Below are 12,455 nucleotides of genomic sequence, written 5' to 3'. Positions count from 1 at the left end.
TTTACACAGATTTACATGTCATTGCTCGCCGCGCCGGGCAAAAAGCTCACGCCTGCCGCTTCTTGCGGCAGCGGCGTGGCAAGGTGAGGGGAGCGCAAAAGGTTTACAATGTCGGCACTTCAACCGGACTACTGACATGACCCAACGCCTCATCCTCGCCTCCAACAACGCCGGCAAGCTCAAGGAATTCAACGAGCTGCTCTCGACCATCGGTTTTTCCGTCCACGCCCAGGGCGAGTATGACGTTCCGGAAAGCGACGAGCCGTTCCACACTTTCGTTGAAAACGCCCTGCAGAAGGCGCGCCACGCATCGCGCCTGACGGGATTGCCGGCGTTGGCCGACGATTCGGGCGTGTGCGTCAATGCGCTCGGCGGCGCGCCGGGCGTGTACTCGGCCCGCTATGCGGGCGAGCCGAAATCGGATGCGGCCAACAGCGCCAAGCTGATCGCCGACCTCGAGGCGCATGCCGACAAGTCCGCGTATTACTACTGCGTGCTGGTGTACGTGCGCCATGCGGACGACCCGCAGCCGGTGATCGCCGACGGCCGCTGGAATGGCGAAATGATCGCCACCCCGCGCGGCAATGGTGGCTTCGGCTACGATCCGCATTTCTATCTTCCCGCGCTGGGCAAGTGCGCGGCCGAACTGACGTCCGATGAAAAGAACGCGCTGTCGCACCGTGGCCAGGCCCTGCGCGCGCTGGTGGAAAAGCTGCGATGATCCCGATCAAACTGGTGGGCGCCGTTGCCAAGTCGGCAGCCAGGCCCGGCGCCGCTCCCGCGCCGCAGGAAGGCATTTCCGGCGCGGCCGGGGCGGCCCTGAAATACCTGCAGCCGGGCGCGCTGAACCTGACGGCCCTGCCGCCGCTGTCGCTGTACATCCATTTCCCGTGGTGCGTGAAAAAATGCCCGTATTGCGACTTCAATTCGCACGAGGTGCGCGGCGACTTGCCGGAAGCGGAATATCTGGCCGCCCTGCGGCTGGACCTGGAAATGGCGCTGCCGCTGATCTGGGGCCGCAAGATCCACACCATTTTCATCGGCGGCGGCACGCCCAGCCTGATGTCGGCGGCGGGCCTGGACCGCCTGATGTCGGACGTGCGCACCTTGCTGCCATTGGAGCCCGATTGCGAAATCACCATGGAAGCCAATCCGGGCACCTTCGAAGCGGAAAAATTCAAGTCCTACCGGGCCAGCGGCATCAACCGTTTGTCGATCGGCATCCAGAGCTTCAATGGCCGCCATTTGCAGGCGCTGGGGCGCATCCACGACGATAACGAGGCGCGCCGGGCGGTGGGGATCGCGCACGCCAACTTCGACAATTTCAATCTCGACCTGATGTATGCGTTGCCCACGCAGACGCTGGACGAGGCGCGGCAGGACCTGGAAACGGCGCTGTCGTTCGCGCCGCCACACCTGTCGCTGTATCACCTGACGCTGGAGCCGAACACCTTGTTCGCCAAGTATCCGCCCGTGCTGCCGGACGACGACGAGAGCGCCGACATCGCCGACATGGTGGCCGCGCGCGCGGCGCAGGCGGGCTACGGCCGCTACGAAGTGTCGGCCTACGCGCAGCCGGGCCGCCAGGCAAAGCACAACCGCAATTACTGGGAATTCGGCGATTACCTGGGCATCGGCGCGGGCGCGCATTCGAAGATCTCGTTCCCGCACCGCGTGCTGCGCCAGGCCCGCTACAAGCAGCCGCGCGCCTACATGGACGCGGTACTGGCCGGCAACCCGGTGCAGGAAGAGCGCGAACTGGCGCGCGAGGAAATGGGTTTTGAATTCATGCTCAATACCCTGCGCCTGACGCAGGGCTTTGCGCCGAACCTGTTCGCCGAGCGCACGGGCCTGGCCCTCAACGCCATCGAGCAGCCGCTCAATGCGGCCGAAGCGAAAGGCTTGCTGTACCGCGACCACCAGGTCATCCGCCCGACGGAACGGGGATTGTGCTTCCTGAACGATTTGCAGCAGATGTTCCTGGAAGATTAATGCGTGGTGACGGCGCGCAGGCGCTGCAGCTTGGCCGCATAGAGCGTGTGGTCGCCGCGCGTGGTGCTGTTGCTCATCGCCAGTTCCAGCTGCTTGCCGGCCTGCTCCAGCTGGCCCAGGCGCGCATAGGCTTGCGCCAGCCAGAAGTGGAATTCGTGGTAGTACGGGTCGCGCGCGATTTCACGTGAAAACAGCTGTATCGCCCGCACGTAATCGTTTTGCTGCATGGCCGCCTTGCCCAGGTTGAAGTAGTGGAAGGGCGGCTGCGGCTGCAGCGCCAGCAGGCGCCGGCGCAGCGGCAGCGCTTCATCGGGCAGGCCGGACGCCTCCAGCGCCTGTGCCAGGTTCGACAGCAGCACCGTGTTGTCCGGCGCGCGTATCAGCGCATGGGCGAGCGTGCGCCGCGCCGCGGCCAGGTCGCCATGGCGGAACTGGATCACGCCCAGGGTGTTGTAGGCGCCGCTGAATGAGGGATCTTGCAGCAGTGCGGCCCGGGCCCACCAGTACGCCTGGTCCAGCTGGCCCTCGCTCATGGTTTCGGCGGCGCGGTTGTTCATGTACATGGCGAGTACGGTCGCTTCGCTGATTTCGCGCGTGCGGTAGCCCGCCACGTCGCCGGACGGCAGGAAGTCGATCACCAGCGTGCCCTTGGTATCGTAGTTATTCCGGTTTTCGCCCAGGCGCTGGCCCAGCACCAGGTTGACGTGGCCGGCGACAAAATACATGTCGCCGCTGCGGCTCCAGCTTTCCTCGCCCAGCACCTCCTGGTAGCGCACCTGCAAACCCAATTCATGCGCCAGCGCCGCCGTCATGATCACCAGCGACAGGCAGTTGCCCTGGCGCGCGGCAAACGTTTCACGCGCATTGCGGGTCATGGCCGCATCGTATTCGAGTTTCAGCCTGCTCTTGTCGTACAGGGCGTCATAGAGCGCCGCGCGGTTATTCTTGTTGCGCGCCTCGCGCCGCACTTGCGTGCCCACATACTGGCGCATGGTCTCGTCGATGGCAAAGACCTGGCTGGCGTCGATGGCGGCGGCCGGCGCGAAATCGCTGTCGTTGAAGATGGGGGGCAGGCTGGCGGGCGGTGCGACGCTGCAAGCCGCCAAAGCGCCGCAGAGCAGGGCGGCGCCCAGATGCTTGAAACAACGGGCGGCAACAAGATAGGGGCGCATGGTCTCTCCCTGGAGGCGCCGGCTGTCTCATGTCGCGGTGGCGCGCCAGTCCCACCTGAAACCAGTATCGGCGCGCCTGGCGCCGCTGTCAAATAGTTTCAAGCGCCTTGCCGTCGCCGGCGCGGCGCTTGAAACTGTGCTTGAAAGCCGGGCTTAAAATTCTTCCCAGTCGTCGCCGGCGATGTGCGATGGCGTTTTGTGCGCCGCAGCACCGGCCGCCTTCGGCGCTGCCGGTTTGCTTGCCTTGGCCTCGGGGGAGCGTGGCGCGAGCCTTGGCGTGCTGGCAATGGCCGTCTTGGCCGGCCGTGCGGCGCGCACCGGCGCAGTAGCAGTCATGTGTTCGAGCTGGAAGCCGGCCGCCACTTGCGCCAGGCGCGCCGCCTGGTCCTGCATGCTTTCGGCCGCGGCCGCCGCTTCTTCCACCAGGGCCGCATTCTGCTGCGTCACCTGGTCCATTTGCGCGATGGCCTGGTTGACCTGGTCGATACCCATGCTTTGCTCGGCGCTGGCGGCCGTGATCTCGGCCATGATGTCGGTGACCCTGCGCACGCTGTCGACCACTTCGCCCATGGTGCTGCCGGCCTGATGCACCAGCCGTGTGCCGTTGTTGACCTGTTCCACCGAGTCGCCGATCAGGGTCTTGATTTCGCGCGCCGCAGCAGCCGAGCGCTGCGCCAGGCTGCGCACTTCCGTGGCGACGACGGCAAAGCCGCGTCCCTGCTCGCCGGCGCGCGCCGCTTCGACGGCCGCGTTCAAGGCCAGGATATTCGTCTGGAAGGCGATGCCGTCGATGACGCCGATGATGTCGACGATTTTCGTCGATGCCGTATCGATGGCGCCCATGGTGTCGACCACCTGGCTGACGATGCTGCCGCCCCGTTCGGCAACGCCGGAGGCGGCCACCGCCATCTGGTTGGCTTGTCGCGCATTGTCCGCATTCTGCTTGACGGTGCTGGTCAGTTCTTCCATCGACGACGCCGTCTCTTCCAGCGAGCTGGCTTGCTGTTCCGTGCGCGCAGACAGATCCTGGTTGCCGGCGGCGATTTCGCCCGACGCCGTGGCAATCGCATTGGTGCCCGTCTGGACTTCCGACACCACCTTGCGCAGCGCCTCGTTCATGCCGTGCAGCGCGCGCATCAGGTCGCCGATTTCATCGCTGGCGGCTTTGCCGAAATGCGTGCGCAAGTCGCCGTCGGCCACCGTTTCGGCCACTTTCACGGCGGCCTTCAACGGTTGCGTGATCGAGCGCGTGATCAGCCAGGCGCAGACGCTGCCCAGCGCCACCACCAGCGCGCACAAGGTCAGCAGCAAGGTGAAGCTGCGCCCGTTGGCCGCCTCGATGGCGTGCGCCGTGGCGTCGATGGCCTGGCGCTGCTGCGACAGCAGGGCCTTGACGTTGTTCTGGTACTTGGCGGCGGCCGGCGCAAAGCTGTCGCGGTAGGCGCTTTCCGCCTGCGCCGCGTTGCCGGCCTTGCGCGCATTCATCACCAGGGTCTTGGCATCCTGGTACTTGACGCGCTCGGCGATGGACGCCTTGAAAATGGCTTTTTCTTCATCGCTGTCGAGCAGCGCTTCGATTTTCTTCAGCAGTTCGCTGCCCTGTTTGGTGCTGTCGGCGATGGTGTCGGCAAACACGCTGGACAGGGTTTCGTCCGTGCTTTTGGCGATCATCGAGGTGCGCGCGATGGCCGAGTAAATCAGCACGTACCAGTCCGATACGAGGCGTTCCTTGGCCAGCGGTTTTTCCATCATTTGCCGCGTTGCGTCGGCATTCACGTGGGCGCTGTACAGCGCGTACGAGGTGGAAATCACGGAGAGCAGCAGCACCAGCGCAAAGCCTGCAGCCAGGCGCGTGCCGATACGAAGGTGGGAGAGGGCGTGCATGGTCGGAACTCCTGTCGCAGAGGGGATTTAAATTGCCTGTGCGACATAGTATGCACTGAGAAGTGACCAAGAGGCGAGGGAAACGCGCGCTTGTTTTTGCGCCTGTTGCAGCCACGCCCGTGCTACAGATCGCCCGCCTGGCGCAAGTCCGGCTGCTCGGCCCAGCGGGCGAAGGCGGCCGCCATGCGTTCGCTTTCCGCGATGGCGCGGCGCCAGTCGCGCATGCGCGCCGCGTGGTCCTGGCCGTAATGGGGGAAGTCGCGCCGGTCCGGCAGTTTGCCATTGGGCAGGCTGGCCACGAAGGCGGGCGAAGGCGAGACGAGGATCATGTTGTCGAGTGCGCTGTCGCCGCTGCGCGCGCGACGCCAGGGCATGGCCTTGTCCAGCCAGCCCGGCACGATATGGTCGGCAAAATGCGGGTACAGCACCAGGTCCGGTTCACGCTGGTAGGGCAGGTGCAGATGATAGTCGACCAGGCCGCCGTCCCAGTAGCGCCCGGGCGGCGCGCCCACGATGTCCGTGACCGCATCGAGTACCAGCGGGATGGAGCCGGAGGCCAGCAGCGCGTCGCGCAGGTTGTTTTGCGCCAGCGGCACGAAGTGGGAATGAAAGGCGTCGAAGCGCGAGCGCAGCCAGCTGGCGCCGTCCGGTCCGGCATGGAACACGGCGCGTTCCAGCGACGCGGCCAGACGCGCGCGCGCCACGGCGTTGCCGGCGGCCGCCAGCAGGAAGCCGCGCCGGTCGCGCCATTTGCCTGGCTGCGCCAGCGCGCCGATGCCGCGCACGGCCAGCACCGACAGGCTGTGGTGCTCGTGCTGTAGCAGCTGCGCGTCCTGGCCGTCGAGGACGGCGTCGAGCAGGGCGCGACACGTGCGGCTGACGTGCGCCGCCTCGGGTTTGTCGGGATAGCGCTGGCCCACGTATTCGCGCACCAGGCGGCGCTGTGCGGCCACCGGGTCGGGGAATACGCCGGCGGCCATGCGCCAGGCGCCGATCGAGGCGCCGACGAAGTGGCGCTGGCGTGGCGCCTGCGGTAGAAAATCGCCGAACAGCCAGCAATCGAGCTGGTGCAGGATCAAGCCTTTTGGACCGCCCGCGGCGGCAGGGACGATGGCAATGTCGCTGGCGCGCACTCCGTGTTCGGCGATGCGCGTCCGGGCGCGGCGGCCCAGGCGGATGGTGATCGGTGATTGCATGAGTAGTCGTTGGCGGCCGGTAGTCAGGTATTTTACCGCCAGCGTGGCGCCACGACACAGTCGCGCTCGCTATAGTCACATTGTTAGTATTAATAAATTTCTTTAAGGCAACCATTCTCTTGAGAAATGTTGCATAATATTGGACGTTGAATTTTTGGCATGTGCCAAGGATTCCTTATGTCTTGCTTTTTTTATTGGAATCGTATGCAACTGAATCACGCTGTTGTTCTGACCCTGATCGCCGCTTCGCTCGCCGCTTGCGGTGGCGGCGGTTCTTCTTCCCCATCCGACACGGCGGTTGCCGTGAATCCACCCGTGACGCCCGTGACGCCTGTTACGCCGCCAGTGGTACCTGTCACGCCGACCGCCACCGGCGAAAACACGGGCGCCGTCAGCGCGCGTTTCGTGAATGGCGACAACAGCCGCTTCATCTTCACGGCTATCGGCTTGCAGAGCAGTGGCAAGGCCAGCCTGCTGGTGCAAGATACCTCGGGCGCCGTGAGCAATATCGGCAGCATCGTCCTGACGGGCAACCCGTCCGTGACGCGCGAAATCAGCGGCGACGCCGCTTTTGCGCAGGGACGCTGGTTCAAGGGCTCGTTCAGCAGTATCTCTGGCGCCACGACGTTGACCGGCAACAATGCCAGCGCGCATTACGTCGCCTATAACGTGCTCGCCGCGCTGCCGGCGACCGGCACGTTCACCTGCGATGCGGGTACGTTCACGGCGCCAAGCTATACGGGCGGCACGAACGTCTCGTCGAGCGGCTACTTCGGCACTGCCAGCGGCACGGCCAGCATGTCCTTCGATGCCTCCGGCGCCAAAATAGCGCTGGCCATCGATGCCAGCGCTGGCGGCAGCACGGGCAAGGTATCGGCTTCGACGACCATCGCTTCGCCTGCGTCGAGCAGCATCACCGGCGGCTACCTGTCGAGCGGCACGGGCGCGCAGCTGATGCTGGGCGACGGCGGCGCCGGCCGCTATCTGCTGATCGCCGCCTACAAGGCGCAGCTGGCGAATGGCGCCAATTACCAGGGCGTGGCCACGTTCCGTTGCTCCTGATCCCGCGGGCATGAAAAAAGCGGCGCCGTGCCATGCACGGACGCCGCTTTTTTTTCGCGCGCCGGAATTAACGCAGCGCCGCGATCATCTGTTTCAGCTTGCCGGAATCGACGCAGAAGGCGCGGATGCCTTCGGCCAGTTTTTCCGTCGCCATCGCGTCTTCATTCATCATGAAGCGGAAGGCTTCCTCGTTCAGCGACATTTGCACGATGTTGGTCGATGGCGCCGCTTCGGCGCTCAGCTTGCGTTCCACCGGCGCATCGCTGTCGGCCAGTTTTTGCAGCAGGTCGGGGCTGATGGTGAGCAGGTCGCAGCCGGCCAGTTCGAGGATTTGCGACGTGTTGCGGAAGCTCGCGCCCATCACCTCGGTCTTGTAGCCGAACTTGCGGTAGTAATTGTAGATGCGGCGGACCGATTGCACGCCCGGGTCTTCCGCGCCCATGTAGTCGATGCCCGTCGATTTCTTGTACCAGTCGTAGATGCGGCCGACGAACGGCGAAATGAGCTGGGCGCCCGCTTCGGCGCAGGCAATCGCCTGGGCCAGCGAGAACAGCAGGGTCATGTTGCAGCGGATGCCTTCCTTTTCCAGGATGGCGGCGGCGCGGATGCCTTCCCAGGTGGAGGCGATCTTGATCAGCACGCGCTCGCGCGGGATGCCCGCGTTCGAATACAGGGCGATCAGGTCGCGGCCCTTGGCGACGGTGCCTTCCGTGTCGAACGACAGGCGCGCATCGACTTCGGTGGAGACGCGGCCGGGAATGGTTTGCAGGATTTCCACGCCAAAGGCGATCAGCAGGCGGTCGATGATTTCGGCGGTCGAGGCGTTCGGATGGTCGCGCACGGCCTTTTCCAGCAGCGGCTTGTATTCATCCTTCTGCACGGCCTTCAGGATCAGCGACGGATTCGTCGTCGCATCGCGCGGCGTGTAGGCCTGGATCGATTGGAAGTCGCCGGTGTCGGCCACCACGGTAGTAAATTGCTTCAGTTGTTCGAGTTGGTTCATGGCTGCACGGGAAAGAGTGAATGGGCTTGCCGGGGTATTGTACATAATCCGGGGCGCGGTTCAGTCCTTTTGGTGCGGAAGAAATGCAGTGGCAGGAACCCAAAATTGAGAGCCGGGGTCAGACCCGGCGGGTCAGACCCCGGATTTCTGCTGCCTAGCCAATAAAAGAATCAAACTGCATGTCGAATTCCTGCAGCGCCTTCTGCGCATTCTGCATCTTCTTGCGGAACTCCGGTCCCCGTTGCAGTGCCAGGCCCACGGCCAGCACGTCGATCACGACCAGGTAGGCCAGGCGCGCGGAAATCGGGGTGTAGGGGTCGGTGTTGAAGACCAGGTCGATCGGGATCAGCACGGTCGCCAGGTCGGCCAGCGGCGTGCCCGATGGGGCCAGCACGACAACGTCGGCGCCGCCGCGGCGCGCCAGTTTCACGGAGCGGACCAGGGCGGGGCTGTTGCCGCGCTGCGAGATGGCCACCAGGCAGTCGCCGCCGCGCAGCAGGGCAGCGGCGATGCTGTGGATGTTCGGGTCGCTGTAGGCCACCGTCGGCACGCCCGAGCGGAAGAACTTGTGCTGCGCGTCGGCCGCCACGATGCCCGACGTGCCCTGGCCATAGAATTCGATCTTGCTGGCGCGCGACAGGATGTCGAGCGCGCGCTGGATCGCTTCCGGGTTCAGGTTGTTGCGCAGGTCGAGCAGGGTGTTGATCGAGCGGCTGCAGATTTTATTCACCAGGTCGGCCGCCAGGTCGTCCTGCGCCGGCTGCTCGTTCGCGCCCGGCATGGCCAGGGCCAGGCCCTGCGCCAGCTTCAGCTTGAATTCATGCCAGCCGTCGTAGCCCAGGGTGCGGCAAAAGCGCACCACGGTCGGTTCCGACACCTGCGCGCTTTTCGCCAGCGCCGTGATGTTCTGGCTGACCGTCTGGTTAGGCTGGTCAAGCACGGCCAGCGCGACCTTCTTCTCCGACTTGGAGAGCGAATCGAGCTGGGTGCGGATGGAATCAAGCAGCATCAGGGTAGTCTTCTGGTAGGTGTTCAGGAGTGTGGGGATGATAGGTAAAAGGCCTGCCCATCTGCGGGCAGGCCCTTGTATTGCCTGTTAATCCTCGGGTAGTGCTTCTTCACGCCACTGCAAGCCATCGCGGCCGATCAGGGCGCTGGCGGCGGCAGGGCCCCAGGTGCCGGCCGTGTACGGAATCGGCGCGCTGTCGTTCTGTTCCCAGCTGTCGAGAATCGGTTCGACCCATTCCCAGGCCGCTTCCAGTTCGTCGCCGCGCATGAACAGGGTCAGCTGGCCGCGCAGCACGTCGAGCAGCAAACGTTCGTAGGCATCCATGCGCGGGGTCTTGAACGATTCGCGGAAATCGAGTTCGAGTTCCGCCGGTTTCAAACGCATGCCGTCGCCCGGGGTTTTTGCCATCAGGTTCATGCGCAAGCCTTCGTCCGGCTGCAAACGGATCACCAGGCAGTTCGGCTGGAAGCTCGACGTGGGCTGGTTGAAGATCGAGTGCGGGATCTGCTTGAAGCGCACGACGATCTCGGCCAGACTGTCGGCCATGCGCTTGCCCGTGCGCAGGTAGAACGGTACGCCGGCCCAGCGCCAGGTGTCGATTTCCGCCTTCAGGGCAACGAAGGTCTCGGTGCGCGAATGTTCCGGCGCATCCGGCTCGTCGCGGTAGCTCGGCACGGTGGCGCCGTCCACGTGGCCGGCGCGGTACTGGCCGCGCACGATGTTTTGCGCCAGGGTGGTGGGCGTGAATTTTTTCAGCGAGCGCAGCACTTGCAGCTTTTCATCGCGCACGGCGTCCGGCGCGATCGAGGTCGGCGGTTCCATGGCGACGATGCACAGCAGTTGCAGCAAGTGGTTTTGCAGCATGTCGCGCAGCGCGCCCGACGTGTCGTAATAACCCATGCGGTTGCCCACGCCCAGCTTTTCGGCGATGGTGATCTGCACGTCGGAAATCCATTCACGGCGCCACAGCGGTTCGAACAGGATATTGCCGAAGCGCAGGGCCAGCAAGTTCTGCACAGTTTCCTTGCCCAGGTAATGGTCGATACGGTAGATCTGCGATTCCTGGAAGACCTTGCCCACTTCGGCATTGATCTGCTTGGCGCTGGCCAGGTCGCGGCCCAGCGGTTTTTCCAGGACCACGCGCGAGTTCGGCGTCACCAGGCCGTTGTCTTCCAGGTTGTCGCAGATGAGGGCGAACAAATGCGGCGGCGTCGCCAGGTAGTACACGCGGGTCAGGTCGGCATCGCCGCGCAGCGCTTCAACCAGCGGCGCGTACGTGGCCGCATCGCTGGCGTTGAGCGACACATACACGATGCGCGCGCAGAATTTGCTCCAGGTGGCGGCATTCAGGGTGCTGGCCTTGATATGCGGGCGCGAGTTGGTTTCCACCATTTTCAGGAATGCATCCTGGCCGCTGTCCTGGCGGCCCACACAGATGATGCGCGCCGTCGGCGGCAAATCGTTCGCGACGTCGCGCGCATACATTGCAGGCAACAACTTGCGCATTGCTAAATCGCCGCTGCCGCCAAACAGGACCAGGTCAAAATCGGTAAGTGCCATAAGTGAGTGTCGTCGCAAAAGTAAAAGGGCCGGAGCGGGGAGGAAGCCGACCGGAAGTGCCAGTCTGTCGCTACTATAATCGGTGGTGTAAATTTACTACGTAGAACAGGCAATTGCAAGAAATTTTACTACATTCCAACGGCTGCCGTCGCCATTTTGCCCTGTATCCCTGCCAGCGATGCCGGCATGGCCATTATAGGCCGTTCGCCGGCGCCGACGCAGTATCGTGATGTTCACCTGGCTTTTCAAAGCAACCATGGTTGCCAGGGAAATGTTCGATTCTCTACGTCATCATTTGCGCTGTAGCAACAAGCGCATCAAGAAATGCTGTCAGGATCGCCGTTGGCAGCGTAAAGTAGCTTTGGAGAAAGTAAAAAACCGTATAATTCAAGCTCGAATCGATAGCAACTATTGGTTGTAAGAAATTGTACGATACACACTGCACCGCTAGCGCCGGCCATGCCCCGAACCCGCCATCCGACGTCCATGCGACGTGCAGTCCGCACTGTCCGCAGCATCAGGGGCAGGCGACTTAACTTTACAAGACGGCTCAAGGGGACACAATGAATTCAATGCAGCAAGATGTCGATGAACGCACCAGCCTGACAGGCAATAACAAATTCGAACTGTTCCTGTTCAAGCTGGGTACCAGTGATCACTCGACCAGCCGCGAACTGTTCGGCATCAATGTGTTCAAAGTCCGTGAAATCATGGAAATGCCGGCCATCACGGCGGTAGCCGGTTCGCACCCGCACATGCTGGGCGTGGTCAATATCCGTGGCCAGATCGTGCCCGTGATCGACTTGCCGATGGCGGTCGGCTGCAAGAGCAATGGCTTGAAGATCCTGATGGTGACCGAATTTGCCCGCTCGACACAGGCGTTTGCCGTGGAAGAGGTCGATGAAATCGTGCGCCTGGAATGGAATCAGGTACTGTCGGCCGAATCGAGCGTCGGTGGCGGCCTTGTCACCAGCATCGCCCGCCTCGATGGCGACACGGACAAGACGCGCCTGGCGCAAGTGCTGGACGTCGAGCAAATCCTGCGCAACGTGCTGCCGTCAGGCGACCCGGACGTGGACGAAAACAGCATCGGCCCGCAAGTGCGCTTGCCGGCCGGCGCCGTGATCCTCGCGGCCGACGATTCCTCGCTGGCCCGCTCGCTGATCGAAAAAGGCCTCGAAGCGATGGGCGTGCCTTTCATCATGACCAAGACGGGCAAGGAAGCGTGGGAACGCCTGCAGGCGATCTCTGCCCAGGCCGCGACGGAAGGCAAGACGGCGAAAGACAAGGTCGCGCTGGTGCTGACCGATCTGGAAATGCCGGAAATGGATGGCTTTACCTTGACGCGCAACATCAAGAACGATGGCCGTTTCTCCAACATTCCCGTGGTGATCCACTCGTCGCTGACGGGCTCGACCAACGAAGACCACGTCAAGGGCGTGGGCGCCGATGGGTATGTGGCCAAGTTTGTGGCGGCTGAATTGGCCGAGACGATCCGCAAGGTATTGTCGCGCTAATCCGGCGCGGCCATGGTCAACACGGTTGTCGGATTACGCGGGCCTTCGTCCCGCTAATCC

At 63.5% G+C, this 12,455-nt stretch carries 10 protein-coding genes; 4 read left to right on the top strand and 6 right to left on the bottom strand.

Translation table 11 applies throughout. The features are described from left to right. Window positions 1-136: 136 nt before the first annotated feature. A complete protein-coding gene (gene rdgB, locus VM94_RS25050) occupies window positions 137-721 on the top strand; it encodes an RdgB/HAM1 family non-canonical purine NTP pyrophosphatase (RefSeq protein WP_046685904.1) in 585 nt (194 codons plus the stop codon). Beyond that, the gene (gene hemW / locus VM94_RS25045; RefSeq protein ID WP_046685903.1) at window positions 718-1,992 is read left to right on the top strand and encodes a radical SAM family heme chaperone HemW; all 1,275 of its coding nucleotides are present in this window, start codon (window positions 718-720) and stop codon (window positions 1,990-1,992) included. The genes rdgB and hemW overlap by 4 nt, the downstream gene beginning before the upstream one ends. On the opposite strand, the gene VM94_RS25040 is transcribed toward hemW, so the two are convergent. From VM94_RS25040 to VM94_RS25030, 3 genes are all read right to left on the bottom strand, one after another. After that, window positions 1,989-3,164 (bottom strand): tetratricopeptide repeat protein, encoded by a 1,176-nt coding sequence (locus VM94_RS25040; protein WP_046685902.1) that lies wholly within the window; start codon window positions 3,162-3,164, stop codon window positions 1,989-1,991. The genes hemW and VM94_RS25040 overlap by 4 nt on opposite strands. A gap of 153 nt (window positions 3,165-3,317) precedes the next feature. Next, window positions 3,318-5,048, bottom strand: coding sequence for a methyl-accepting chemotaxis protein (locus VM94_RS25035; RefSeq protein WP_046685901.1), 1,731 nt, complete (start codon window positions 5,046-5,048; stop codon window positions 3,318-3,320). Window positions 5,049-5,170: 122 nt separating this feature from the next. Beyond that, window positions 5,171-6,244, bottom strand: coding sequence for a FabD/lysophospholipase-like protein (locus VM94_RS25030; RefSeq protein ID WP_046685900.1), 1,074 nt, complete (start codon window positions 6,242-6,244; stop codon window positions 5,171-5,173). 204 nt (window positions 6,245-6,448) lie between these two features. Here VM94_RS25030 and VM94_RS25025 point away from each other — a divergent pair, with 204 nt between their 5' ends. After that, window positions 6,449-7,306: a hypothetical protein gene (locus VM94_RS25025; RefSeq protein ID WP_138829009.1), complete on the top strand. Its 858-nt coding sequence runs from the start codon at window positions 6,449-6,451 to the stop codon at window positions 7,304-7,306. 67 nt (window positions 7,307-7,373) lie between these two features. Here VM94_RS25025 and tal read toward each other — a convergent pair whose 3' ends face one another. From tal to zwf, 3 genes are all read right to left on the bottom strand, one after another. After that, window positions 7,374-8,309, bottom strand: coding sequence for a transaldolase (tal, locus tag VM94_RS25020; protein ID WP_034753971.1), 936 nt, complete (start codon window positions 8,307-8,309; stop codon window positions 7,374-7,376). Between the two features lie 154 nt (window positions 8,310-8,463). Next, window positions 8,464-9,318: an SIS domain-containing protein gene (locus VM94_RS25015; protein ID WP_034750862.1), complete on the bottom strand. Its 855-nt coding sequence runs from the start codon at window positions 9,316-9,318 to the stop codon at window positions 8,464-8,466. Window positions 9,319-9,405: 87 nt separating this feature from the next. Continuing rightward, a complete protein-coding gene (zwf, locus tag VM94_RS25010; RefSeq protein ID WP_046685898.1) occupies window positions 9,406-10,878 on the bottom strand; it encodes a glucose-6-phosphate dehydrogenase in 1,473 nt (490 codons plus the stop codon). A gap of 563 nt (window positions 10,879-11,441) precedes the next feature. Between zwf and VM94_RS25005 the strand changes: the two genes are divergently transcribed. Beyond that, window positions 11,442-12,395: a chemotaxis protein gene (locus tag VM94_RS25005; protein WP_035821285.1), complete on the top strand. Its 954-nt coding sequence runs from the start codon at window positions 11,442-11,444 to the stop codon at window positions 12,393-12,395. Window positions 12,396-12,455 lie beyond the last annotated feature (60 nt).

The organism is Janthinobacterium sp. KBS0711 (assembly GCF_000988085.1).
GTDB lineage: Bacteria > Pseudomonadota > Gammaproteobacteria > Burkholderiales > Burkholderiaceae_D > Janthinobacterium > Janthinobacterium lividum_E.
The sequence above is the reverse complement of the archived record's forward strand: the minus strand, read 5'-3'. Positions and strand labels throughout refer to the sequence as shown.

Excerpts from the sequence above, each read along its gene's own strand:
- rdgB (WP_046685904.1), top strand. The coding sequence starts at position 137 with ATGACCCAACGCCTCATCCTCGCCTCCAACAACGCCGGCAAGCTCAAG.
- hemW (WP_046685903.1), top strand. The coding sequence starts at position 718 with ATGATCCCGATCAAACTGGTGGGCGCCGTTGCCAAGTCGGCAGCCAGG.
- VM94_RS25040 (WP_046685902.1), bottom strand. The coding sequence starts at position 3,164 with ATGCGCCCCTATCTTGTTGCCGCCCGTTGTTTCAAGCATCTGGGCGCC.
- VM94_RS25035 (WP_046685901.1), bottom strand. The coding sequence starts at position 5,048 with ATGCACGCCCTCTCCCACCTTCGTATCGGCACGCGCCTGGCTGCAGGC.
- VM94_RS25030 (WP_046685900.1), bottom strand. The coding sequence starts at position 6,244 with ATGCAATCACCGATCACCATCCGCCTGGGCCGCCGCGCCCGGACGCGC.
- VM94_RS25025 (WP_138829009.1), top strand. The coding sequence starts at position 6,449 with ATGCAACTGAATCACGCTGTTGTTCTGACCCTGATCGCCGCTTCGCTC.
- tal (WP_034753971.1), bottom strand. The coding sequence starts at position 8,309 with ATGAACCAACTCGAACAACTGAAGCAATTTACTACCGTGGTGGCCGAC.
- VM94_RS25015 (WP_034750862.1), bottom strand. The coding sequence starts at position 9,318 with ATGCTGCTTGATTCCATCCGCACCCAGCTCGATTCGCTCTCCAAGTCG.
- zwf (WP_046685898.1), bottom strand. The coding sequence starts at position 10,878 with ATGGCACTTACCGATTTTGACCTGGTCCTGTTTGGCGGCAGCGGCGAT.
- VM94_RS25005 (WP_035821285.1), top strand. The coding sequence starts at position 11,442 with ATGAATTCAATGCAGCAAGATGTCGATGAACGCACCAGCCTGACAGGC.